The sequence below is a fragment of the Candidatus Pelagibacter bacterium nBUS_44 genome, from assembly GCF_051200895.1.
Taxonomy (GTDB): domain Bacteria; phylum Pseudomonadota; class Alphaproteobacteria; order Pelagibacterales; family Pelagibacteraceae; genus Pelagibacter.
In genome coordinates, this window is record NZ_CP172838.1 from 237,801 (window position 1) to 261,294 (window position 23,494).

Here is a 23,494-nt window from a genome sequence, read left to right on the forward strand (position 1 = left end):
CTTCAATTATAAGTAGTTTATATATATTCAATTAATAATTCTATAAGGAATAACAATGTTCTCTTTTTTTAAAAAGAAAAAGACTGTAGCCCATATAAAACTTAGTGGAGTTATTGGAAATGTAGGAAAATTTAAACAAGGGATTGATTTTGCAGGACAAGAAGAGCTCATAAAAAAAGCATTTTCTCTCAAAAAAGCTACTTGTGTAGCTATTACCATAAATTCACCCGGAGGGTCACCAGTACAATCACATTTAATTTATAGCTTTATTAGACAAGAGGCTAAAAAAAGTAAAAAAAAAGTGATTGTATTTGCTGAAGATGTAGCTGCATCTGGAGGATATCTTATAGCATGTGCTGGAGATGAAATTTATGCAAATTCAAGCTCAATCATTGGATCCATTGGGGTAATCTATTCTTCATTTGGATTTACAGAATTGATAAAAAAGATTGGTGTAGAAAGAAGAGTTCACACAGCGGGAAAAAACAAAAGTACATTGGATCCTTTTCTTGAGGAAAAAAATGAAGATATTGAAAGATTAAAAAAAATTCAATTAGATCTGCATAAAGATTTTATTGATGTAGTAGAGAAAAGTAGAGGATCTAAGCTTAATAAGTCTGAGATTGAACTTTTTTCAGGAGAATTTTGGTCTGGTAGTAAGGCAAAAGATCTAGGATTGATAGATGGAATAGGGGATGCGCATAAAATTTTAAAAGATAAATTTGGTGATGACGTTATAATTAAAAAATTTGAAAAATCTAAAGGATGGTTGAGTCAAAAATTATCTTCTTCAAGTAATCAAGTAGATCAATTTGCTAACATCTTAGATGAAAGGTCAATCTGGCAAAGATATGGTTTCTAAAATAAAAAAACCACAAAATAAATTACAATCATTTCAAGAAACAATTCTTAATCTTCAAAAATTTTGGAGCAAAAAGGGATGTATTGTTTTACAGCCATACGATATAGAGGTTGGTGCTGGCACATTTCATCCTGCTACTACACTTAGATCGCTTGGACCAAGACCATGGAAAGCTGCTTATGTTCAGCCATCAAGAAGACCAACAGATGGAAGGTATGGTGACAACCCTAATAGACTACAACATTATTATCAGTTTCAAGTTTTAATAAAACCTTCTCCAAATAATATAAAAAAACTATATCTTAATAGTTTATCAGTTATTGGTATTGATCATAATGAGCATGATATTAGATTTGTTGAAGACGACTGGGAAAGTCCAACATTAGGAGCTGCGGGTTTAGGATGGGAAGTTTGGTGTGATGGTATGGAGATAACACAATTTACATACTTTCAACAAATGGCAGGATTTGAATGTAAACCAGTTTCAGTCGAAATTACATATGGACTAGAGAGAATATGTATGTTCACACAACAACAGAAAAATGTTTACGACCTAATCTGGAATGATGACGGTGTAAAGTATCATGATGTCTTTCATCAAGCTGAAAAAGAATTTTCTGCATATAACTTCGAATACGCAAATGTAGAAAATTTATTTAAAATGTTTGATATGTATGAATTAGAAGCAAAATCTCTTGTAGAAAAAAAATTATCATTGCCAGCTTATGATCAATGTTTGAAAGCAAGTCATGTATTCAACATCTTGGATGCTAGAGGAGCAATAAGTGTGGCTCAAAGAGCTGGATATATAGGTAGAATTCGAGACATAACCAAAGCAGCTGCAGGTATTTGGCTAGATAGTCAAAGCTAGATGTCAGAATTTTTTTTAGAATTATTTAGTGAGGAAATACCTTCGTCTCTTCAAAAAAGTTTGAGAGAAGATTTATTAAAAAGTTTTAATATATTATTTGATCAAAAATTTATTTCTTTCAAAAAAAGCACATCGTACTCAACCCCAAATAGATTAATAATTTTATTTGAAGGTTTAAAGAAACAGATAGTTATGAAATCTGAGGAAATCAAAGGACCTAATATAAATGCTCCAGAAGTAGCATTAGAAGGCTTTATCAGATCAAATGATCTATCTAAAAAAGATCTTTTTAAAAAAAAAACAGACAAAGGGGAATTCTATTTTTTTAAAACGAAATCAAAAAAACTTAATACACACGATTTATTAGAAGAATCGGTACCTCTATTGTTGCAAAAAATTCAATGGAAAAAATCAATGAAATGGGGTGGGTTTGATTTAAATTGGGGAAGACCATTAAAATCAATATTAGCAGTATTTGATAAAAAAAAATTAATTTTTGATTTTCATCATCTGACTTCATCAAATTCAACTTTTATCGATAAAGAATATGAGGAAAAGAAAAAAATATTTACTAATTTTAAGGAATACAATAATTTTTTTAAAAAAATCAATATTATTATTGATCAGGAACTAAGAAAAAATTTAATAGAAAAAAAATTCAGTAAAATTTCAAATAAAAAAAATATAAAGATTGAAAATAATCCTAAGTTACTTGACGAAGTTGTGGATTTAACAGATCAACCAAATGTAATATTATGTGAGTTTGATAGAAAATTTCTTAATATTCCCAAAGAAATTTTAATTATCACTATGCAATACCACCAAAAATATTTTCCAACTTTTGACAAAAAAGGAAATATTACAAATGAATTTTTAGTTGTAACAAATAAAAAGGATACAAAAGGTTTAATAAAATTAGGAAATGAAAGAGTTGTAGAAGCTAGATTAAGTGATGCTGAATTTTTTTGGCAGAAAGATAAATCTCAAAATTTAGTTAAAAGAGTTTCTAAACTAAAGTTCATGAATTATTTCAAAGGATTGGGAACTTACTTTGATAAGGTTCAAAGAATGAGAAAACTTGGAGGAATGCTCTCTGATGAATTGCTGATAAGTAAAGAAAAAGTGGAATTGTCCGCTTCCATTTGTAAGGTAGATTTGGTTTCAGAACTTGTTGGAGAGTTTCCAGAACTTCAAGGAATTATGGGGGGCTATTTTGCAGAAGCACAGGGCTTTGATAAAGATATTTGTAAAGCTATAAGTGAACAATATTTGCCAGCTGGATTAAATTCAACAATACCAAAAAAACCTTACAGTGTTGCACTGTCGTTAGCAGATAAAATAGATACGTTAGTTGGCTTTTTTGGAATAAATCAAAAACCGACAAGCTCTAAAGATCCATTTGCTCTAAGAAGATTGGCTTTAGGAGTAATTAAAACAATAGTTGAGAATAAAAAAGATTTTAAAATAAGAGACTTAATTAGTTATTCATCAAGTTTATACATGGATCAAGGTTTTGAATTTGAAAACAAGTCTATGCAAAATGAGCTAGTTGATTTTTTTATGGAGCGATTAAAATTTTATATGAAAGATGAGAAAATTCGTCATGATATTGTTCAAGCCTCAACAAGCTCTGGTAGTTTAGATCAATCTGTAGTTATTTTTAGTAAAGCTAAAACTTTAAATAAAATTATTAATAAACCAAATGGAGTTGATCTTATTTTAAGCTATAAAAGAGCATCAAGCATATTAGATAATGAATTAAAAGATGTTAAACTTGAATTATCAAATACAACTGATCCTGGTATTTTCAAAACAGAATTTGAAAAAAATTTGTTTAAAAAAATTAATGAATTAAGAAAATATTTTCAAAGTATCAATAAAGACGAGAATTTTGAGCAATCACTTGCTAATTTAGCAGAGTCAAAAAAAGTAGTTTTTGATTTCTTTGATAATGTAATTGTAAATGAGGAAGACCCCGCAATTAAGAAAAACAGACTGGAACTAATCCAAATGTTATGTAAAACGTTTGATTATTATGTTAATTTTTCTCTAATAGATTCCCACTAATGAAAAAACTAATTTTAAATTTCAGATCTAAGGATAGCAAAAAGATAAAAAACCCAAAAAATTTTTTAGGGGGTAAGGGTGCCAATTTATCTGAAATGGGAAGAATGGGTCTTCCAGTTCCTCCAGGATTTACAATTTCAACTAAAGTATGTGAACTTTTTTATAAAGATAAAAAAAAGTTGAATAAAAATTTAGTATCACAAATTAAAAAAGAATTAAAAGTAATTGAAAAAGATGTCGATAAAAAATTTGGTGATTTGAAGAATCCATTACTTCTTTCTGTTAGATCAGGAGCTAGAGTATCAATGCCTGGTATGATGGATACAATTTTAAATCTTGGCCTAAATGATAAAACGGTAAATGCATTGTCTGTAAAAACCTCTAATGGAAGATTTGCCAAAGATAGTTATAGAAGATTTATTCAAATGTATGGTAACGTAGTGATGGGAGTTGAAGGTTATCATTTCGAAGAATTAATTGAAAATTACAAGCTTACTAAAGGAGTGCTTTTAGACACTGACTTAGACGAAAATGATTGGGATGGATTAATCGTAGATTTCAAAAGAACTGTTAAGGCAAAAGCTAAGAAAGATTTTCCACAAGATGTGTATGAACAATTGTTGGGAGCAATCAGTGCGGTATTTTTATCTTGGGAAAGTAATAGAGCAAAAGTTTACAGAAAGTTAAATCAAATTCCTGCTGAATGGGGAACAGCAGTAAATGTTCAATCAATGGTTTTTGGTAACATGGGTGAAGATTGTGCGACAGGTGTAGTATTTACAAGAAACCCATCAGACGGATTAAATGAAATATATGGTGAGTATTTAATTAATGCACAGGGTGAAGATGTTGTGGCTGGCACAAGAACACCGCAGTACATTACTAAAAAAGCAAGACAACAAGCAAAAGTAAAAGCTCCATCAATGGAAGAGGTGATGCCTCGTGTTTATAATCAGCTTCATAAAATCTTAAAAAAATTAGAAAAACATTATAAAGACATGCAAGATGTAGAATTTACAGTTGAAAATAAAAAATTATGGATGCTTCAAACAAGATCAGGAAAAAGAACAGCTAAGTCAGCCGTAAAGATTGCTGTTGATATGGTTAAAGAAAAATTAATTTCAAAAAAAGAGGCTGTTTTAAGAATTGATCCTAACTCTTTAGACACTCTACTGCATCCTACTTTAGATGAAAAAAGTTCAATAAATGTTATTGCTAATGGTTTGCCAGCATCTCCAGGAGCAGCTAGTGGAAAAGTAGTTTTTACTTCAGAAGAAGCTGAAAGATTAACGGGGATGATGCAAGATACAATTTTAGTTAGAGTGGAAACATCTCCAGAAGATATTCAAGGAATGCACGCAGCTAAAGGAATTTTAACCGCAAGAGGAGGAATGACAAGTCATGCTGCAGTTGTTGCTAGAGGAATGGGCAGACCATGTGTTTCTGGCTCAAGTGAAATTGATATAAATTATGAGAACAAATCATTCAAAACTTCATCAATGGAAATTAAGGAAGGCGAAGTTATAACTATAGATGGTTCTACAGGTCGGATTATTTCGGGTAGTGTTGCAACTGTAAAACCAGAAATTTCTGGTGATTTTTCTAAATTAATGTCATGGGCTGATAGTTTTAGAAAATTAAATATTAGAACAAATTCAGAAACACCAAAGGATACAAAAACAGCAAAAGATTTTGGAGCAGAAGGCATTGGTCTTTGTAGAACAGAACATATGTTTTTTGATGAAGAAAGAATTTTATCTGTTCGTGAAATGATTTTATCTAAGACCAAAGAAGATAGAGCTAAAGCACTTAATAAACTTTTGCCTCATCAAAAAAAAGATTTTGTGGAAATTTTTAAAATTATGGGTGGGTTACCTGTTACCGTTAGATTACTTGATCCTCCTTTACATGAATTTTTACCTCGAACGGAAAAAGAAATTAGTGAAGTTGCTAATGTAGTCAGTCTTTCAATTAAAGAGGTAGAGTCTAGAATAGAAGAACTTCATGAACAAAACCCAATGTTAGGTCATAGAGGTTGTAGACTTGGTATATCTTTTCCAGAAATTTACGAGATGCAATGTAGAGCTATTTTTGAAGCCTTAGTGGAGCTCAAAAGGAAAAAAATTAAATCAGCTTTTCCAGAAATTATGATCCCTTTAGTTTCTACTGAAGCTGAAATTAAAATAATGAAAGATTTAGTAATAAATATTGCTAGCGAGGTTCAAAAACAACAAAAAGTAAAAATAGAATTTATGGTTGGTACGATGATTGAGCTACCGAGAGCTGCTATAAAGGCAAAAGAGATAGCAAAACATGCTGAGTTTTTTAGTTTTGGTACTAATGATTTAACACAAACTACTTTTGGAATTAGCAGGGATGATAGTGGAAAATTTTTAAATGATTATTTAGATAATAAAATATTTTCAATTGATCCATTTGTTTCAATGGATGATGGGGTTGCTGATTTAGTTGAAATCGCTGTTCACAAAGGAAAAAGCCAAAACAAAAAATTAAAACTTGGAATTTGTGGTGAACACGGTGGTGATCCAAAGAGTATTGAGTTTTGCTCTAAAGTGGGCTTAAATTATGTATCCTGTTCGCCTTATAGAGTTCCAATTGCAAGATTAGCTGCTGCTCAAGCAGAATTAAAAAAATAAATATATATAACAACCAAGAGGAGCGTTCTGTTGCTAGGTGCATAAACCCCTTAATTAAATATTTAAAAGTTAAAGCTTAACTGGACTCATTTCCCACATTTTAATACTTTCGATACATTCGTCGAAAATGGGTTTTGCAACTGGATTTTGACCAGAAGCAAATTGCTTCATATTTTCTTCATTATGAACTGAGACTTTAAACATAACATAACTTTTATTTGGCGCTACTGCTGGAACTGTTTTTTCAACATGAGCAATTGTTTCCCTAACTCCCATACCTTCATCTGATTGCATCCATCCCATGAATTTTTCAAATTTTCCCTCACCAGATTTAAACTTTGCTATTGCGAGCATTTCTTTTTCCATATCTACGTCCTTTCTTTAGTTAGGGGCGTTATGTTGCCAGGTGCCCCGGACCTTGCTACCAAATTCAAGGAAAACTCCCAAAATTTAATCTAGTTTATCATAGAATAATCTCAATGTGAATCCCTGTGACGCCACTGTGACGACAGAAATTTGGCAAATAGACTCATGGTTCAGGATTTGATAGTATAATTTATGTCCATACTCTCAGACTTATTAGCTAAGGCACCTCAGTCAGTTAAAGATAAGTATAAAATTAAGATTAGGAAAAAAGCAATTGAAAGAGTTAAACAACAAAATTAAAGAATATTTAATAAGATAATTTTTCTACTGCATCACAATATTTTGATATTCTTACTCTGGTAAATATTTCACTATCATAAAAATTTCTTATACTTTTAATATCATTAGATTTGAATTCACAAATTAAAACATCTTTATTATGGAAACTAATATTTGAATTAAATTTTTTATATTTTATATCAGTATCAATTGTTACACGAAAATTTTTAAGTTGATAGTACTCTCTATTATAGCTCACTTCTATTTGTGGTCCGCAAGCTCCATAGCTCTTATCAAAAATTCCTTTTTTTAAAAATTTAATATAATCTTCATTCTTAATTATTTTACTTATTTTGTATTTTCCCTCTACACTATTAATTTTTGTTTCAAAAAATAATTTTGAATTTCTTTGGGATGGATATTTTCGTATTCTTAATTTTTTTCTAGGAACTAAGCCATCTTCAGAATGTGAAAACATTTCCTTTTTAAAATTATCAAAATATATGCTAGAAATTTTTCTTTCAGGGTGCAATTGTTTGCAATTAAAATTCTTTAAATATTTCATCAAATTATTTTTATTCTTAATATCGATAAGGAATTTTTCTTCAAATCTAAATGACATATTAATTAACTTTCATTAGTAATTAATATTTTGGAAACTTTATCAGTTTCTGTTTTGATAATATAATTTTTACACATTAAATTTACTATACTTAGAAAGCCACCACCAAACTCTTGTTTTTTGTTATATGCTCTAACACATGTATCTGTGCTGTTAATTTCTACATTATTAAAAATGCTTCTAGAGGAGTCTTTTGATGCAATGCCAGTTTTTGATTTAATCACTTTTAATAAAATATTTTTAAAATAACTGTTTTCCCCTATTGAAATTCCTTTATCTCCACAATTTTCTACAATGATATTTTCTATTTCATACACTCCATAAGAAAAATCAGCACAATCATTTTTAGAGTTAATTGATTTAAGTTTTTTTATTTTAAGATTTGAAAAATCAATATCTAAACCATCACTAATTGAGTTGCTTATAAAAATATTATTTATAGTTCCCTCACTTCTAATAAGATTTAATGCATCTTCGCACTTAGATTTGTCTACCTGTATATTTACATTATTTAAGTTGCTGTCAATAAAATTAAGACATCCAGTTAAACCATTAAAATTCTTAAGCTTGTCTTTTTTATTTGTGCTATCAGTTTTATCCACAAAATAAATTTTCCAATCTGAAATTTTTACATTATTAAAAATTACACGTCCTTCAATGTTGTTCTTTTCAAAAAGGATCTCTTTTTTTTCATTTGAAAATTTATATGTGATATCTCCATAAAACATTAAATTATTTTTATTAAATGGAAAGGCATCATCCTTAAACGTTTTGTAAGAATTTTTTTTTAAAAAATCATCATATGATTGAGGAAATTTTTTACCAGCGAACACAATCTCGTAATCACTAATTTTTAATTCTTGGGATAGTAAATTAGATATTTGTTTTTGATCTAGAATTATATTTTTGCAATTTGCCCCATAGATATCACAAATAATAAATTTGTTTTCTAAATTAGTACTAAATATTAATTTTCTTTTTATGTCAGAAACATAATCGGGACTATTAAAATAATAAAAATCTTCTCTTACATCAACTATGTCAATATTATTTATACTTAGATTTTGTAATTTTTTTAGTCTAAATCTAATAATATCTGTTGCTTTTTTAATTTCAGATAATTTTAATTTAGACCCATATTTTATTAATTTATTATAAAAAATGTCTATATTTAATTTTTCTAATCTCCTTAAAGCATCATCAGCTCCATCAATGAATGAGTAAGAAACTTTATCTATCTTATCATTTAAAGTTTCATAATTAAATTTTGGAGTAAAGTTATTATCTTTATCAAATATTTCGAAATCTCCATCATAGTAAATTGGATTAAAAATCTCATTAATTGGATCAAACAAAAATCTTCTTTCATCTGAAGCTAAACCATGGGTGCCATTCATTACATACAGCAAAGAGTCAAAACTTGGAACTTTTGTAAAATAATTTTTATTAGGATACAATTTTTTGTTTATTGAATAATAATCCATAATCCAATATGGAGACAGGTTTGAAAAATATTTAAGTTTAAATTCATTAAGAATTGAAAGTCCAAAAATTGAGTTTCGTAAATGTGAATTATCTTTTAAAGCAATCTTTTTATTGATTAGTTTTGATTTTTGTAATTTCCTGACTTCATTATGCAAAAAATCGTTACCAGATGCCAATTCTTTAAAAACAAATCTCTCATCTGCTTCAAATAATGGATTTTCAACATAATCTAATTCTTCTATAAATTCTTTAACTATTTTTTCTTGAAAAATAAATTTACTTTTGTTGTTGTTATATAATACATCTACCATCATGGTTCTAGGAGATAGAAAATTTAATTCTCTGAGTAGATTAGCACCAAAAATTTCACTTTCATATTTTCTAGTGCTAGGTCTAAATAAAATAAATTTAGTAATTCCAAATAAATTACCCTCTGAAAGATTTACATTTAAGCTTGGAAGTTTCGATCCCCTTCTGTGATCACCAAGATCTCCATGAGCTCTTATTTTTGCGTTGTAATAACAAATTAAATCGTTTTTAAGATATAAATATAACTTTGCTTTTACCCTTTGATTGTTTCTTTCGTAAGCATAAAAATTCCATTTATTTTGTAAAGATTTAATTTGATCAGATATAATATTTTTTTTCCATTTTCTTTCTTCATCGATCTTTAATCTAATTGAGAACTTTTCTAAATTTTCTCTACTTATTTTTTTTTGTTTTTCATATGAAATATCTTTACACTTATTTTCAGTCAACAAATTTTGTTTATCAATTAAATTACTTGATGATTTTAACAAAAAGGAAAACAAACTAATAAGAATTATTATAATAATTAATGACAAAAACTTTTGCATTAAAGCCAGTGTTTTAATTTAAATCAACTTTTACAGAAATAATATCTGAGATGCTTTCTAAAGAATTTTTAGCCCGATATAATTCTTTTTTATTTCTAAATATAAGCCTGTAAGAGTATTCGTGATTATCTTTATTAAAATATAAATTAATTAAATTTTTGTTATTTTCGATTAAATCTAATTTATTTTTAGACAAAATTTCTAAAGAGTAAACTTGGTTAGCTTCATTGAATGAATAATTTGTAAAACTTTTACCAAAATAACTAAATATATTTTCAAAAATATATATTCCAAATATTACCGCGACTATTAAGGCTAATAACATAGCTGAAATTTTAACTTCTACTCCAGCCACTATGCCCAGCGTAAGTAACCCAAAAAATATTACTAATTCAAATGGACTTTTTACTGGATTTCTAAATCTAACTATTGATAAGGCACCAATCATTCCTAAAGACAAAGCAATGTCTTGTTTGATGATTTTAGTTATTACAAAAGCTATACCAGGTAATAATAAATAAGTAGCTAAATGGTGATAGGTATTCGCCCAAATTTGACCTACAAAAACCAGTGATTGTCTAATTATTAAACCCGCTACAACTAAAAATAATAAAATTGATGTGTTTGGATCATAAATTAAGTTTAAAATATTTTGCATCGGAAAATACTATATTAAAAGTGGTGATTATAAACTTTTAATTTCTTAAGGGGCGTTCTGTTGCCAGGTGCCCCGGACCCCGTCTACTTAATTAACAAAGTTAATTAGGCAGCAAGTGCGTAACTTTCGTTAGCAATTATAAATTAGCCCGTCACGGTGGAACAATCCCGAACAAAAGAATAGCCTTTAGTCACCCGTCGAATCTAGTTCACCCCCATAAGTTGTAATGGTGGAGGTGGTGGGTACTGCCCCCACGTCCGCAATGGTTATTACGAAATTCGTTTATCGTCATAGTTGGAAAACCAACATTATTAATATAAAAGCATTTAAAAGAGATTCAATAAAAATCATGAAATTAACTAGCGAACAGTCACAAGAGATTAAAGAACAGCAGTCTCAACAGAATCAAACTAAGAGAGTTACAGCTCCTGCACTTGAAAATATTCTATACGAAGCAATTCCTGCATTAGATCATGGTTTTGTAAGAGTTATTGATTATATGGGTGATGACACATCAATTGTTCAATCAGCTAGAGTTTCTTATGGTAAAGGAACCAAAAAGATTTCAACAGACGCAGGCCTGATTAAATATTTAATGAGGCATTGGCATAGTACTCCATTTGAAATGTGTGAAATTAAATATCACGTTAAGCTTCCAATTTTTATTGCCAGACAATGGATCAGACATAGAACAGCTAATGTAAATGAATACTCAGCAAGATATTCTATTTTAGATAAGGAATTTTATCTACCAAGTGCAGAAAATTTAGCAGCTCAGTCTTCAAACAATAGACAAGGAAGAGGAGATGTTTTAGAGGGCGAACAAGCTAAAGAAGTTTTAGAACTTTTAAAAAATGACTCAGAAAGAACATATGACAATTATGAAACTATGCTCAATGAAAGATTTGATGGATCAACTATTGATGAAAATAAAAAAGGCCTAGCAAGAGAGCTTGCTAGAATGAATTTAACTTTAAATACTTATACTCAATGGTATTGGAAAACTGATTTATTAAACTTGATGAATTTTTTAAGATTAAGAGCTGATAGTCACGCTCAATATGAAATAAGAGTGTATGCAGATATTATGTTGGACACTGTTAAAAAATGGGTTCCAATTACTTATGATGCATTTATGGATTATAGAGTTGGTGGAACAGAAGTTTCTGCAAAAGGAAAAGTAATTATCCAAAAACTTATTAAAGGTGAGAATGTTGATGTTGATAATTCTGGTTTATCTAAAAGGGAATGGAACGAATTAATGATTGCTTTTGATCTTAAAGATAAGATGATTTAATCTTTTTAGCAAAATCTAAATATATTTTTGAAATTTCGTGATCAGGATTAGCTTCAACAATAGGCTTTCCTTCATCACCACATTTTCCAACTTCAGGATTGATAGGAATTTCTCCTAAAAATTCTTTTTCAAATTCTTCTGCAGTTTTTCTAACACCACCTTCGCCAAAAATTTTATATTTCTTACCATCATCTCCGGTAAAATAACTCATGTTATCTACTAACCCTAAAATTTTAACTCCAAGTTTATCAAACATTTTGATACCTCTTTTAACATCTAATAAAGCTACTTCTTGAGGAGTGGAGACAATTATGGCTCCATCCATTTTAATTTCTTGTGAAAAAGTTAACTGAGTATCTCCAGTTCCTGGAGGCATATCAACAATAATGAAATCTAAATCTTTCCAATTCACTTTTTGAGTAAAAGTTTTAATAGCACTGGTTACCATAGGGCCACGCCAAATCATGGGTGTTTGTTGGTCTGCTAAAAAACCAATAGACATGCATTGAATATCATATTTAACAATTGGTTCTAATTTTTGACCATCACTTTTTGGCTTTTCATTAATATCAAACATTTTTGGAATAGATGGACCATAAATATCTGCATCTAATAAACCAACTTTGCTGCCAACTTGTTTTAAAGCTAAAGCAAGATTTGTTGCAAAGGTAGATTTACCAACTCCACCCTTGGCGCTTGAAATTGCTATAGTAAATTTTGTGCCTAAAATAGGATTTTTAATGAATTTTCTTGGCTCCAATTTTTTTTTCATTGCGTCACTAAGTTCTGGCTTTTTATCAGTCATAATTTGATCATTACTTGTTTTTTATAATAAAGACACTATATAGTTTGTCATATGTCAGATGATTTTAAAGGTAGAGGTGGAAGCCCTTGGGGATCACCCCCAGGTGGAGGAGGAAATGGTTCAGGTAAAGGACCAACACCACCAGACATAGACGCAATTATTAGAGATATTCAAAATAAAATTAATAAATTTTTACCTGGAGGAAGTAAATCAGGTGGAAAGCCAATTGGTTTAATCTTAATTATTTTACTTTTTGTGTGGCTTGCAAGTGGACTATATAGAGTATTACCTGATGAACAGGGTGTTGTTTTAAGATTTGGTAAATTTGTAAAAACTACTCAACCTGGTCTTAACTACCATATACCCTTTCCAGTAGAGACAGTAGAAACTCCTAAGGTTACTAAAGTTAATAGAATGGATATTGGTTTTAGATCTGAAAGAGATAGCGGTTTTTCTTCAGGTGGAGGTGTAGCAGATGTTCCTCAAGAAAGCTTAATGTTAACGGGTGACGAAAACATTGTTAATATAGACTTTTCAGTATTCTGGGTAATTAAAGATGCAGGAAAATTTTTATTTGAAATTCAAGACCCTGAAGGAACTGTAAAAGCAGCAGCAGAAACAGCGATGAGAGAAGTAATTGCAAAAAGTAGAATTCAACCAATTTTAACTGAAGGAAGAGCAAAAATTGAAATTGAAACACAAGAAATTATTCAATCAATATTAGATGAATACAATAGTGGTATTCAAATTACACAAGTTCAAACACAAAAAGCCGATCCACCAGATCAAGTAATTGATGCATTTAGAGATGTGCAAGCTGCAAGAGCAGATATGGAAAGATCAAAAAACGAAGCTGAAGCTTATGCTAATGATGTTATCCCAAGAGCAAGAGGGGAAGCTGCAAAAATTATGCAAGCAGCAGAGGCATATAAACAGAAAGTTGTTGCATCAGCCGAGGGTGAAGCTAGTAGATTTATTTCTATCTTTAATGAATATGATAAAGCAAAAGAAGTTACTCAAGAAAGAATGTACCTTGAGACAATGGAAAAAGTTTTAGCTGATATTGAAAAAGTGATTATTGAAAAAAATGCAGGCTCAGGAGTAGTACCTTATTTACCATTACCTGAACTAGGAAAAAAGAAAGCAAGCAATTAAATGAAAGTACAAAAAATATTATTTCCGATAGTAGCGATATTAGGAGCTTTAGTTTTCTTCTCAGTATTTATTGTTAAAGAAGTTAATCAAGCAATTGTTCTACAATTTGGTGACCCTAAAAAAATTATTGTTGAACCAGGCATAAATTTTAAATTACCTTTTATTCAAAACGTTGTTTTTTTAGATAGCAGGATTTTAAATTTAGATACACCACCAGCAGAAGTTATTGCATCTGATCAAAAAAGATTAATTGTTGATGCATTTGCAAGATTTCAAATAACAGACCCTTTAAAATTTTATATTTCAGTTGGGAATGAAAGAGTTGCAAGATCAAGATTGGCAACAATCATTAACTCAAGAATTAGAAATGTTTTAGGACAACAAGAATTACAAACTTTACTTTCTAAAGACAGATCTAAGCAAATGTCTTTAATTCAAGAAGGTGTAAATACAGAAGCTCAAAAATTTGGGATCAAAATTGTTGATGTGAGAATTAAAAGAGCTGACCTTCCGCAAGCAAACAGTGATGCAATTTATAGAAGAATGCAGACTGAAAGAGAGAGAGAAGCCAAAGAATTTAGAGCAAGAGGTGCTGAGATGGCAGTAACTATTACCTCAACTGCAGATAAAAAAGTTTCAGTGATTCTAGCAAATGCTAACAAAGATTCTGAGATTATGAAAGGGGAAGGTGATGGTGAGAGAAATAAAATTTTTGCTGAAGCCTTTGGAAGAGACCCAGAATTTTTTGCATTTTATAGAGCGATGCAAGCATATGAAACAGCTCTAATTGGTGGAGATACATCATTAATATTATCTCCTGATAGTGAATTTTTTAAGTTTTTTGGAAATATAAAACCTAAATCAGAATAACCTATTTAATATGAAAGAATTGATCATAGCTTTTGGTCTCTTTCTTTTTATAGAAGGAATTTTGTATGCCATATTTCCATCAAAAATGAAAAGTATGTTGAAGAAATTAGAGTTTGTAAAGGATAGTCAGTTGAGATCAGGTGGGCTAATTTTTGCAGTTTTAGGATTTGTAATTATTTATTATATTAAAAGCTAGTATGAAAAAAATTAAATTAATATTTTTAACACTTATTTTTACACTTAGTTATTCAATTCAATCTAATTCAAAAACGGTTCCAGTATCGTTTGCAGATCTTGCTGAAAGATTAATGCCATCAGTTGTCAATATTTCAACTACTCAAACAGTTACTACAACTACCAATCCTTTTCCTTTTCAATTTCCTCCAGGTTCACCATTTGAAGATATGTTTAAAGAATTTGGTACACCACAAGAAAGAAAATCATCTGCTTTAGGATCTGGATTTATAATCGATGAAAAGGGAATAGTAGTTACGAATAATCATGTTATTCAGGATGCAGAAGATATTATAGTTAGAGTTAATGGTGATGAAGAATATAAAGCAAAAGTAATTGGTGCTGATCCTTTATCCGATATAGCAGTACTTCAACTAGAAACTGGTGACAAATTTACTCCAGTTGCTTTTGGAGACTCTGATAAAGCAAGAATTGGTGATTGGGTGATTGCTATTGGAAATCCATTTGGTTTAGGTGGAACAGTAACATCGGGAATTATTTCTGCAAGAAATCGATCAATTGGATTATCAAGATACGAAGATTACATACAAACAGATGCCTCAATAAATTCAGGAAACTCTGGAGGCCCATTGTTTGATATGAACGGGAATGTGATTGGAATTAATACGGCAATTCTTGGAAGAAACGGATCAATTGGAATAGGTTTTTCAATTCCATCAAATAGTGCAAAAATTGTGATCGATCAACTAATAGAGTTTGGTGAAACTAAAAGAGGTTGGTTAGGTGTAAGAATTCAAGACGTAACACAAGAAATTGCTGATGTTGAAAAACTAGATGAACCTAGAGGAGCATTAGTTGCAAGTGTTGCGGAAAATAGTCCCTCAGACAAAGGTGGAATTAAAGCTGGAGATATTATTATAGAGTTTAATGGTGTAAAAATAAATCAAATGAAAGAATTGCCAGCAATTGTTGCAAAAACAAAAGTTGGAACAAATGTTAAAGTAAAAATTTGGAGAAATAAAAAAGAGTTAACTAAAAATATTCTTTTAGGAAGATTGGAAACTTCAGATGATTTTAAAGTAAGTGAAAAAAAATCTGAACCTCCTAAAGATATAATAATAGAAGACTTAAAAATAACTGTTAGAAAGTTAACTAAAGAAGACATCAAAACTAGAAAACTTCCTAATCAAACTTCAGGATTAGTTGTAACAAAAATTGGCAATACTAGCCCACTACTAAAATCAATTGAAGCCAATAGTGTTATTGTTGAGGCGCAAAAAATAAAAGTTAAGAGCGCAAAAGATTTAGAAAAAATTGTTAAAGGTGTTTTGGAATCTAATCAAAAAACAATTTTATTGGCGATATATAACAATCAAAATCAAAGACGATATATTGGTGTTAAACTAGATTAATCATGGATTTTAAATCCAAGATTATTTTAATTTCTGGACCAACAGCTTCTGGAAAATCTAACTTTTCAGTTAAACTGGCTAAAAAAATTAATGGTGAAATTGTTAATGCAGATAGCATGCAGGTTTATAAAGAATTAAAAATTTTATCTGCTAGACCAAACCCTAAAGATTATCAAAAAATAAAACATCATCTATATGGTTTTCATAGTGTTAAAAAAAATTTTTCAACAGGAGATTGGCTAAAAATTGCAATTAAAAAGATTAAAGAAATAAAAAAAAGAAAAAAAATACCAATTTTTGTTGGAGGAACAGGGTTATATTTTAAAGCTTTAACAGATGGACTGGTAAGTATTCCAAATATTCCGATTAGATTTAGAAATAAAATAAGAGCTTTACATAAAGACTTAGGTCAAAAGAAATTTTATCAGAAACTTGTCAAGCTTGATCCAAACTCAAAAGAAAAAATCAATCCAACAGATGCTCAAAGAACAATAAGAGCTTATGAGGTAAAACAATTTACAAAAAAATCCCTTCAAGATTGGTTTCAAAATACAAAATCATATTTTGAGAAAGATGATTTTTTAAAAATTTATATTGCTTATCCACGTGAAGAACTTATCCACAGAATTGGTAAAAGAGCAGAAAAAATGATTAAGCTTGGCGCTATTCAAGAGGTTAAAAAATTTGTTAAATTAAAAATAAGAAAAGATAAGAGCGTCAATAAAGCCATCGGTATCAATGAGATTAAAGAATATCTGGCGGAAAGAAAAGATATGACCGATGTTATTGAAAAAATATCAATAAAGACTAGACAATACGCTAAAAGACAAAGCACTTGGGCACGAGGTAACATGATGAGTTGGCTTAAATTGTACCCTCAAGACCTTAATAAGTTTTTAAAAAAAATTAAATAATTAATTCTAAAACTTGACCAATTAGCACAACTTCAGCTAGATTGCATAATGCCAAAATTATATACTGGAGCAGAAATTGTATTTAAGTGCCTTGAAGAACAAAAGGTAAGTCATATTTTTGGTTACCCTGGTGGAGCAGTTCTTCCAATTTATGATGAACTTAAAAATCATTCTTCAGTAAAACATATTTTAGTAAGACATGAACAAGGAGCTGGTCATGCAGCAGAAGGTTACGCAAGATCTTCGGGTAAACCTGGGGTTGTTTTAGTTACCTCTGGACCCGGTGCAACAAATGTTGTTACTGCATTAACAGATGCATACATGGATTCTGTACCATTAGTTTGTATCTCTGGACAAGTACCAACCCATTTAATAGGAACAGATGCATTTCAAGAATGTGACACAACTGGAATTACAAGACCATGTACAAAACATAATTGGTTAGTAAAAAATATTAACGATCTTCAAAGAGTAATGCACGAAGCATTTGAAGTTGCAACTACTGGAAGACCTGGACCTGTATTAGTAGATATTCCAAAAGATATCCAGTTTGCAAAAACTAAATATGTTTCATTAAAAAAAGAAAAAAAAATAGAAATTAAAAACAACAATAGATTTAAGCAAAAAGACATTGATCAATTAATTGAGTTAATGAACAAAGCTTCAAAACCAATTTTTTATACAGGTGGTGGAGTTATAAACTCTGGGCCAAAAGCAAGTGAACTTTTAAGAGAGCTAGTTGCATTAACTGGTTTTCCAATTACTACAACTTTACAAGGATTAGGTTCTTATCCAGGAAATGATAATCAATTTTTAGGAATGCTTGGGATGCATGGAACTTATGAGGCTAACAATGCTATGCATGATTGTGATTTATTAATTAATATTGGTGCTAGATTTGATGATCGTATCACTGGTAAAATTGATGAGTTTTCACCTAAATCAAAAAAAGTACACATAGATATTGATCCTTCATCAATCAATAAAATTATAAAAGTAGACTTGGCAATTGTTGGTGATGTTAAAGATGTTATTAGATCAACAACTAAAATTCTTAAAAAGAAAAATTTAAATTTAGAAAAATCAAATAAACAAAAAATTTCAAAGTGGTGGCAGCAAATTCAAAAATGGAGAACGAAGCAATCTCTAAATTTTATTAACAGTGACAAAATAATTAAGCCTCAACATGCTGTTCAAAGACTTTATGAATTAACTAAAAATCAAGATACATTTATCACAACTGAGGTTGGTCAGCATCAAATGTGGGCTGCACAACACTATAAATTTAATAAACCAAATAGATGGATGACTTCCGGAGGTTTAGGTACCATGGGTTATGGTTTGCCTGCTGCAATAGGTGTTCAAGTTGCAAACCCAAAGAAATTAGTTGTTGATATTGCTGGTGAAGCTTCAATTTTAATGACTATGCAAGAGATCTCAACTGCAATTCAGTATAACTTGCCAATAAAAATTTTTATTTTAAATAATCAATATATGGGAATGGTAAGACAATGGCAGGAATTACTTCATGAAAAAAATTACTCAGAAAGTTATTCTGAGGCTTTACCAGATTTTGTAAAATTGGCTGAGGCTTATGGATGTGTTGGTATCAGAGCTGAAAATCCAGATGAATTAGATGAAAAGATTGAGGAAATGATAAGTGTTGATAAGCCAGTTATATTTGATTGTCATGTTGATCAAACTGAGAATTGTTTTCCAATGATTCCTTCGGGAAAACCTCATAATCAAATGTTATTAGGTCCAAAAGACCAAGAAGAAAATAAAATTACAGGTAAAGGTAAAGCGTTAGTTTAAATGTCAAAATCTAAATCAGCATATAGCACTCCAAGCAAACAGAGTAAATTAGAGACACACATTATTGTAGTTTGGGTAGATAATGAAGCAAGTGTTCTATCTAGAGTAGTTGGTCTTTTTTCTGGAAGAGGATATAATATTGAATCGCTTGCAGTGGCAGAAGTTGATCAAAAAAATAATTTATCAAGAATAACTATTGTAACCACAGGAACTCCCGAAGTAATTGAACAAATTGTGCTTCAACTCAAAAAACTAGTTCCTGTTCACAAGGTAGCAAACTTTAAAAGAAAGGATAAAAATGTCATTTTTAAAGAAATGGCGTTACTTAAAATCATCGGAAACAATACAAAAATTAAAAAAGTTTTAAATACTTGTAAAAAATATGATCCAGTTATATTAGATCAATCAACAAAATCTGCGGTAATACAAATTACTGCATTACGTAGAGAAATTGACAATATGACTAAAAAATTAAAATCGCTTGGTCTGATAAGTGTCTCAAGAACTGGAGCGGTAGCAATGACAAGAGGTGCAGAAATATTTAACTAATTAAAAGGGAGAAAAAAAATGAAAATGTTTTATGAAAAAGATGCAGATGTAGAATTGATTAAGAATAAAAAAATTGCAATCTTTGGGTATGGAAGTCAAGGTCATGCACATGCTTTAAATTTAAAAGATAGCGGAGTTAAAGAAATTGTTGTAGCCCTAAGAGAAGGATCTTCAAGTGCAGCTAAAGCAGAATCTAAAGGTTTAAAAGTTATGAATTTATCAGATGCAGCTGCTTGGGCAGATGTGGTTATGATTTTAACACCAGACGAATTACAAGCTGAAATTTATAAAAATCATATTGAGCAAAGAGTTAAAGAAGGAACTAGTGTTGCTTTTGCACACGGATTAAATGTTCATTATGATTTGATTAAAGCAAGAAAAGATTTAGATGTTTTTATGGTAGCACCTAAAGGACCAGGTCATCTTGTAAGAAGTGAATATGAAAAAGGTGGTGGAGTTCCCTGTCTGTTTGCTGTTCATCAAAATGGTTCAGGAAAAGCTAGAGATCTTGCGTTATCATATGCTTCAGCTGTAGGTGGTGGAAGATCTGGAATTATCGAAACTACATTCAAAGATGAAGTAGAAACAGATTTATTTGGAGAACAAACTGTTTTGTGTGGAGGTTTAGTTGAGCTTATAAAAAGTGGATATGAAACTTTAACAGAAGCAGGTTATGAACCTGAAATGGCATACTTTGAAACAGTTCATGAAGTTAAATTAATTGTAGATTTAATTTATGAAGGTGGAATTGCAAATATGAACTATTCAATTTCAAATACAGCAGAATATGGTGAGTATGTTTCAGGACCTAGAGTTGTTAAGAAAGAAGAAACTAAAAAAAGAATGAAGGAAGTTTTGGCAGATATTCAATCTGGAAAATTCACTAAAGAATGGATGGATGAATGTAAAAATGGTCAAAAAAACTTTCTTGCAACAAGAGCTAAATTAGCTGAGCACTCTGTAGAAAAAGTTGGTGCAGAGTTAAGAGCTATGATGCCGTGGATTGGTAAGAAAAAATTAGTTGATAGCGACAAGAGTTAATTTTTATACCAAGACCTAAAACGATCAGTATTAACAAACTAAATTAAACATTTATTTTGCTTTCTCTCCTATAGATTGTATTATAGATTTTCAAAAAAATTTTAAGTTATGGCTGATAAAGATAGAGTCTTTATATTTGATACTACTATGCGTGATGGTGAACAATCGCCAGGTGCATCTATGAGTTTGGAAGAAAAAATTCAAATTGCAAGAGTATTTGATGAATTGGGTATTGATATTATTGAAGCTGGTTTTCCAATTGCATCCCCTGGAGATTTTGAAGCGGTCTCAGAAGTAAGTAAAATTTTAAAAAATTCTATTCCAGCAGGACTTTCTAGACACTCTGTGAAAGATATCGATAGAGCTTACGAAGCATTAAAACACGCACCAAGATTTAGAATTCATACTTTTATCTCAACAAGTTCTTTACACATGAAACACAAGCTTAATATGTCTCCTGAGGATGTGTATGAGTCAATTGGAAAACATGTCAGTTATGCAAGAAAATTTACTGATGATGTGGAATGGTCATGTGAAGATGGAACAAGAACCGATATAGATTACATGTGTAAGACAGTAGAGCTTGCTATTAAAAGTGGAGCTAAAACAATAAATATTCCTGATACAGTTGGATATACAATACCGTCTGAATTTACATCAATTATAGAGACATTATTAAATAAAGTTCCTAATATCGATAAAGCAATTTTATCTACTCATTGTCATAATGATTTAGGCTTAGCAGTTGCAAACTCTCTTGCTGGTGTCCAAGCAGGTGCAAGACAAATTGAATGCACAATAAATGGTTTAGGTGAAAGGGCTGGTAATGCTGCATTAGAGGAAGTTGTAATGGCAATTAAGACTCGACCAGATTTAATGCCTTACGATACTGGAATTAATACAACTTTATTAAGTAAAGCGTCAAAAATTGTATCAAATGCAACTGGTTTTCCCGTTCAATATAATAAAGCAATTGTTGGTAAAAATGCCTTTGCTCATGAAGCAGGAATTCATCAGGATGGAATGTTAAAAAATAGACAAACGTATGAAATCATGACACCTGAAAGTGTAGGGGTTAAACAAACTTCTTTAGTAATGGGCAAACATTCAGGAAGACATGCCTTTAAAGATAAAATGAATAGTCTAGGTTATCCAGATCTTACAGATGATGTAGTTAGTAATGCATTCGCAAAATTTAAAGTTTTAGCAGATAAGAAAAAACATGTTTATGATGAGGATATTATCGCGTTAGTAGATGATAGTTTGATTATCGATAATAAAGTAAATGCTATCAACTTAAAATCATTAAAAGTATATGCGGGCACCGGTGAACCACAAAAAGCAGAAATGACTTTAGATGTTTATGGAGACGTAAAAGAAGCTTCAGAAACTGGTGATGGACCTGTTGATGCAATATTTAAATGTATTAAAAGTCTTTATCCCCATGAAGTAAATTTACAACTTTATCAAGTTCATGCAGTAACAGAGGGAACAGATGCACAAGCAACAGTAAGTGTTAAGATTGAAGAAAAGGGAAAAACAACTGTTGGTCAAGCAGCTGATACAGATACATTAGTTGCATCTGCAAATGCTTACATAAACGCGTTAAATAAAATGATTATTAAAAGAGACAAAACAGCTCCAATGGAGCAAGAAAAACAAAAGGTAAAAGGTATATAAAATGGGACTATTTGACAGTGTTAAAAAAATTTGGAGCCAAGATATGGCAATCGATCTTGGAACAGCTAACACATTGGTTGTTTTAAAAGGACAAGGTGTAGTTTTAAATGAACCATCTGTTGTTGCAATTGTTGATCAAGGTGGAAAAAAAAATGTTTTAGCAGTAGGCGATGAAGCAAAAACAATGCTTGGTAGAACTCCAGGAAATATAAGTGCTATAAGACCTTTGAGAGACGGTGTAATTGCAGATTTTATTGTTACAGAAGAAATGATAAAACACTTCATTAAAAAAGTTCATAAAGGTAGCACATTTGCAAATCCAAGAATTTTAATTTGTGTGCCAACAGGATCAACACCTGTTGAGAGAAAAGCTATTCAAGACAGTGCACTTGCGGCTGGTGCAAGAAGAGTTCAATTAATTGAAGAACCCATTGCTGCTGCAATAGGTGCTGGACTTCCAATTTCTGAAGCAACAGGATCCATGATAGTTGATATAGGTGGTGGAACTAGCGAGATTGCTGTTATGTCTTTAGGAGGATTAGTATATTCAAAATCTTTAAGAGTTGCAGGAGATGCAATGGATACAGCAATAGTGAATTATATGAGAAAAGAATATAATTTATTAATAGGTGATACTACTGCAGAGAAAATAAAAAAAGAAATGGGTACTGCGATACCATCAGGCCCAAATACTTATCCAGTCAAAGGTAGAGATTTAAGATCAGGTACACCAAAAGAGGTAAATATTACTGAGGAAGATACCTCAGAAGCATTAAATGGCATTATGAGAGAAATGATAAATGCAATTAAACAAGCATTAGAAAATACTCCTCCTGAATTATCAGCTGATTTAGTTGATATGGGTTTGACATTAACTGGTGGTGGAGCTTTATTAAAAAATATTGATAAACGTTTTTCAAAAGAAACAGGGTTACCAGTTCATGTTGCAGATGATCCATTATCATGTGTTGCTGTTGGAACTGGAAAAGCTTTGGATCAAGAAGAAACTTTTTCTACTATGTTATCTGAATATTAAA

20 protein-coding genes and 1 other RNA gene are annotated in these 23,494 nt (G+C 30.5%); 15 read left to right on the forward strand and 6 right to left on the reverse strand.

The window, feature by feature from the left end:
- The first annotated feature begins 55 nt into the window (after positions 1-55).
- Genes ACIJYB_RS01280 through ppdK form a run of 4 tightly spaced genes read left to right on the forward strand, consistent with a single transcriptional unit; the run spans position 56 to position 6,457 of the window.
- Positions 56-862: a S49 family peptidase gene (locus ACIJYB_RS01280; RefSeq protein ID WP_435151436.1), complete on the forward strand. Its 807-nt coding sequence runs from the start codon at positions 56-58 to the stop codon at positions 860-862.
- Entirely contained in the window at positions 852-1,733 is an 882-nt protein-coding gene (locus ACIJYB_RS01285) for a glycine--tRNA ligase subunit alpha (RefSeq protein WP_435152496.1), read from the forward strand. The genes ACIJYB_RS01280 and ACIJYB_RS01285 overlap by 11 nt, the downstream gene beginning before the upstream one ends.
- A complete protein-coding gene (gene glyS / locus ACIJYB_RS01290) occupies positions 1,734-3,800 on the forward strand; it encodes a glycine--tRNA ligase subunit beta (protein WP_435151439.1) in 2,067 nt (688 codons plus the stop codon).
- The gene (gene ppdK / locus ACIJYB_RS01295; RefSeq protein WP_435151441.1) at positions 3,800-6,457 is read left to right on the forward strand and encodes a pyruvate, phosphate dikinase; all 2,658 of its coding nucleotides are present in this window, start codon (positions 3,800-3,802) and stop codon (positions 6,455-6,457) included. The genes glyS and ppdK overlap by 1 nt, the downstream gene beginning before the upstream one ends.
- Positions 6,458-6,526: 69 nt before the next feature.
- Here the strand turns inward: ppdK and ACIJYB_RS01300 are convergent, their stop codons facing one another.
- From ACIJYB_RS01300 to ssrA, 5 genes are all read right to left on the reverse strand, one after another.
- Positions 6,527-6,823 carry a hypothetical protein gene (locus tag ACIJYB_RS01300; protein ID WP_435151444.1) on the reverse strand — a complete coding sequence of 99 codons (297 nt, stop codon included), beginning with the start codon at positions 6,821-6,823 and terminating at the stop codon, positions 6,527-6,529.
- Between the two features lie 307 nt (positions 6,824-7,130).
- Complete coding sequence (locus ACIJYB_RS01305) at positions 7,131-7,724, reverse strand: VTC domain-containing protein (protein ID WP_435151446.1); 594 nt, start codon at positions 7,722-7,724, stop codon at positions 7,131-7,133.
- Positions 7,725-7,729: 5 nt separating this feature from the next.
- A complete protein-coding gene (locus ACIJYB_RS01310; protein ID WP_435151449.1) occupies positions 7,730-9,967 on the reverse strand; it encodes a hypothetical protein in 2,238 nt (745 codons plus the stop codon).
- 112 nt (positions 9,968-10,079) lie between these two features.
- The gene (locus ACIJYB_RS01315; RefSeq protein WP_435151451.1) at positions 10,080-10,724 is read right to left on the reverse strand and encodes a DUF4956 domain-containing protein; all 645 of its coding nucleotides are present in this window, start codon (positions 10,722-10,724) and stop codon (positions 10,080-10,082) included.
- A gap of 46 nt (positions 10,725-10,770) precedes the next feature.
- Positions 10,771-11,069: a transfer-messenger RNA gene (gene ssrA, locus ACIJYB_RS01320) on the reverse strand.
- A gap of 4 nt (positions 11,070-11,073) precedes the next feature.
- Between ssrA and thyX the strand changes: the two genes are divergently transcribed.
- Positions 11,074-12,021: an FAD-dependent thymidylate synthase gene (gene thyX, locus ACIJYB_RS01325; RefSeq protein WP_435151454.1), complete on the forward strand. Its 948-nt coding sequence runs from the start codon at positions 11,074-11,076 to the stop codon at positions 12,019-12,021.
- On the opposite strand, the gene ACIJYB_RS01330 is transcribed toward thyX, so the two are convergent.
- Positions 12,002-12,826, reverse strand: a complete 825-nt coding sequence (locus ACIJYB_RS01330) for an Mrp/NBP35 family ATP-binding protein (RefSeq protein ID WP_435151457.1) — start codon at positions 12,824-12,826, stop codon at positions 12,002-12,004. The genes thyX and ACIJYB_RS01330 overlap by 20 nt on opposite strands.
- Before the next feature lie 51 nt (positions 12,827-12,877).
- On the opposite strand from ACIJYB_RS01330, the gene hflK reads away from it, so the two are divergent.
- From hflK to ACIJYB_RS01380, 10 genes are all read left to right on the forward strand, one after another.
- Entirely contained in the window at positions 12,878-13,981 is a 1,104-nt protein-coding gene (gene hflK / locus ACIJYB_RS01335) for an FtsH protease activity modulator HflK (protein WP_435151460.1), read from the forward strand.
- Positions 13,982-14,851 carry a protease modulator HflC gene (gene hflC, locus ACIJYB_RS01340; protein WP_435151462.1) on the forward strand — a complete coding sequence of 290 codons (870 nt, stop codon included), beginning with the start codon at positions 13,982-13,984 and terminating at the stop codon, positions 14,849-14,851.
- A 10-nt stretch (positions 14,852-14,861) separates the two neighbouring features.
- Complete coding sequence (locus tag ACIJYB_RS01345) at positions 14,862-15,047, forward strand: DUF2065 domain-containing protein (RefSeq protein WP_435151465.1); 186 nt, start codon at positions 14,862-14,864, stop codon at positions 15,045-15,047.
- Position 15,048: 1 nt separating this feature from the next.
- A complete protein-coding gene (locus ACIJYB_RS01350; RefSeq protein WP_435151468.1) occupies positions 15,049-16,458 on the forward strand; it encodes a Do family serine endopeptidase in 1,410 nt (469 codons plus the stop codon).
- A gap of 2 nt (positions 16,459-16,460) precedes the next feature.
- A complete protein-coding gene (gene miaA, locus ACIJYB_RS01355) occupies positions 16,461-17,372 on the forward strand; it encodes a tRNA (adenosine(37)-N6)-dimethylallyltransferase MiaA (protein WP_435151470.1) in 912 nt (303 codons plus the stop codon).
- A gap of 48 nt (positions 17,373-17,420) precedes the next feature.
- Positions 17,421-19,187 carry an acetolactate synthase 3 large subunit gene (locus tag ACIJYB_RS01360; protein ID WP_435151472.1) on the forward strand — a complete coding sequence of 589 codons (1,767 nt, stop codon included), beginning with the start codon at positions 17,421-17,423 and terminating at the stop codon, positions 19,185-19,187.
- On the forward strand, positions 19,188-19,736 hold the full coding sequence (ilvN, locus tag ACIJYB_RS01365; RefSeq protein ID WP_435151475.1) for an acetolactate synthase small subunit: 549 nt from the start codon (positions 19,188-19,190) through the stop codon (positions 19,734-19,736).
- Positions 19,737-19,754: 18 nt separating this feature from the next.
- On the forward strand, positions 19,755-20,777 hold the full coding sequence (gene ilvC, locus ACIJYB_RS01370) for a ketol-acid reductoisomerase (protein WP_435151477.1): 1,023 nt from the start codon (positions 19,755-19,757) through the stop codon (positions 20,775-20,777).
- 108 nt (positions 20,778-20,885) lie between these two features.
- Positions 20,886-22,457 carry a 2-isopropylmalate synthase gene (locus ACIJYB_RS01375; protein WP_435151479.1) on the forward strand — a complete coding sequence of 524 codons (1,572 nt, stop codon included), beginning with the start codon at positions 20,886-20,888 and terminating at the stop codon, positions 22,455-22,457.
- A gap of 1 nt (position 22,458) precedes the next feature.
- Positions 22,459-23,493 carry a rod shape-determining protein gene (locus ACIJYB_RS01380; RefSeq protein ID WP_435151481.1) on the forward strand — a complete coding sequence of 345 codons (1,035 nt, stop codon included), beginning with the start codon at positions 22,459-22,461 and terminating at the stop codon, positions 23,491-23,493.
- Position 23,494 lies beyond the last annotated feature (1 nt).

Excerpts from the sequence above, each read along its gene's own strand:
- ACIJYB_RS01280 (WP_435151436.1), top strand. The coding sequence starts at position 56 with ATGTTCTCTTTTTTTAAAAAGAAAAAGACTGTAGCCCATATAAAACTT.
- ACIJYB_RS01285 (WP_435152496.1), top strand. The coding sequence starts at position 852 with ATGGTTTCTAAAATAAAAAAACCACAAAATAAATTACAATCATTTCAA.
- glyS (WP_435151439.1), top strand. The coding sequence starts at position 1,734 with ATGTCAGAATTTTTTTTAGAATTATTTAGTGAGGAAATACCTTCGTCT.
- ppdK (WP_435151441.1), top strand. The coding sequence starts at position 3,800 with ATGAAAAAACTAATTTTAAATTTCAGATCTAAGGATAGCAAAAAGATA.
- ACIJYB_RS01300 (WP_435151444.1), bottom strand. The coding sequence starts at position 6,823 with ATGGAAAAAGAAATGCTCGCAATAGCAAAGTTTAAATCTGGTGAGGGA.
- ACIJYB_RS01305 (WP_435151446.1), bottom strand. The coding sequence starts at position 7,724 with ATGTCATTTAGATTTGAAGAAAAATTCCTTATCGATATTAAGAATAAA.
- ACIJYB_RS01315 (WP_435151451.1), bottom strand. The coding sequence starts at position 10,724 with ATGCAAAATATTTTAAACTTAATTTATGATCCAAACACATCAATTTTA.
- thyX (WP_435151454.1), top strand. The coding sequence starts at position 11,074 with ATGAAATTAACTAGCGAACAGTCACAAGAGATTAAAGAACAGCAGTCT.
- ACIJYB_RS01330 (WP_435151457.1), bottom strand. The coding sequence starts at position 12,826 with ATGACTGATAAAAAGCCAGAACTTAGTGACGCAATGAAAAAAAAATTG.
- hflK (WP_435151460.1), top strand. The coding sequence starts at position 12,878 with ATGTCAGATGATTTTAAAGGTAGAGGTGGAAGCCCTTGGGGATCACCC.
- hflC (WP_435151462.1), top strand. The coding sequence starts at position 13,982 with ATGAAAGTACAAAAAATATTATTTCCGATAGTAGCGATATTAGGAGCT.
- ACIJYB_RS01345 (WP_435151465.1), top strand. The coding sequence starts at position 14,862 with ATGAAAGAATTGATCATAGCTTTTGGTCTCTTTCTTTTTATAGAAGGA.
- ACIJYB_RS01350 (WP_435151468.1), top strand. The coding sequence starts at position 15,049 with ATGAAAAAAATTAAATTAATATTTTTAACACTTATTTTTACACTTAGT.
- miaA (WP_435151470.1), top strand. The coding sequence starts at position 16,461 with ATGGATTTTAAATCCAAGATTATTTTAATTTCTGGACCAACAGCTTCT.
- ACIJYB_RS01360 (WP_435151472.1), top strand. The coding sequence starts at position 17,421 with ATGCCAAAATTATATACTGGAGCAGAAATTGTATTTAAGTGCCTTGAA.
- ilvN (WP_435151475.1), top strand. The coding sequence starts at position 19,188 with ATGTCAAAATCTAAATCAGCATATAGCACTCCAAGCAAACAGAGTAAA.
- ilvC (WP_435151477.1), top strand. The coding sequence starts at position 19,755 with ATGAAAATGTTTTATGAAAAAGATGCAGATGTAGAATTGATTAAGAAT.
- ACIJYB_RS01375 (WP_435151479.1), top strand. The coding sequence starts at position 20,886 with ATGGCTGATAAAGATAGAGTCTTTATATTTGATACTACTATGCGTGAT.
- ACIJYB_RS01380 (WP_435151481.1), top strand. The coding sequence starts at position 22,459 with ATGGGACTATTTGACAGTGTTAAAAAAATTTGGAGCCAAGATATGGCA.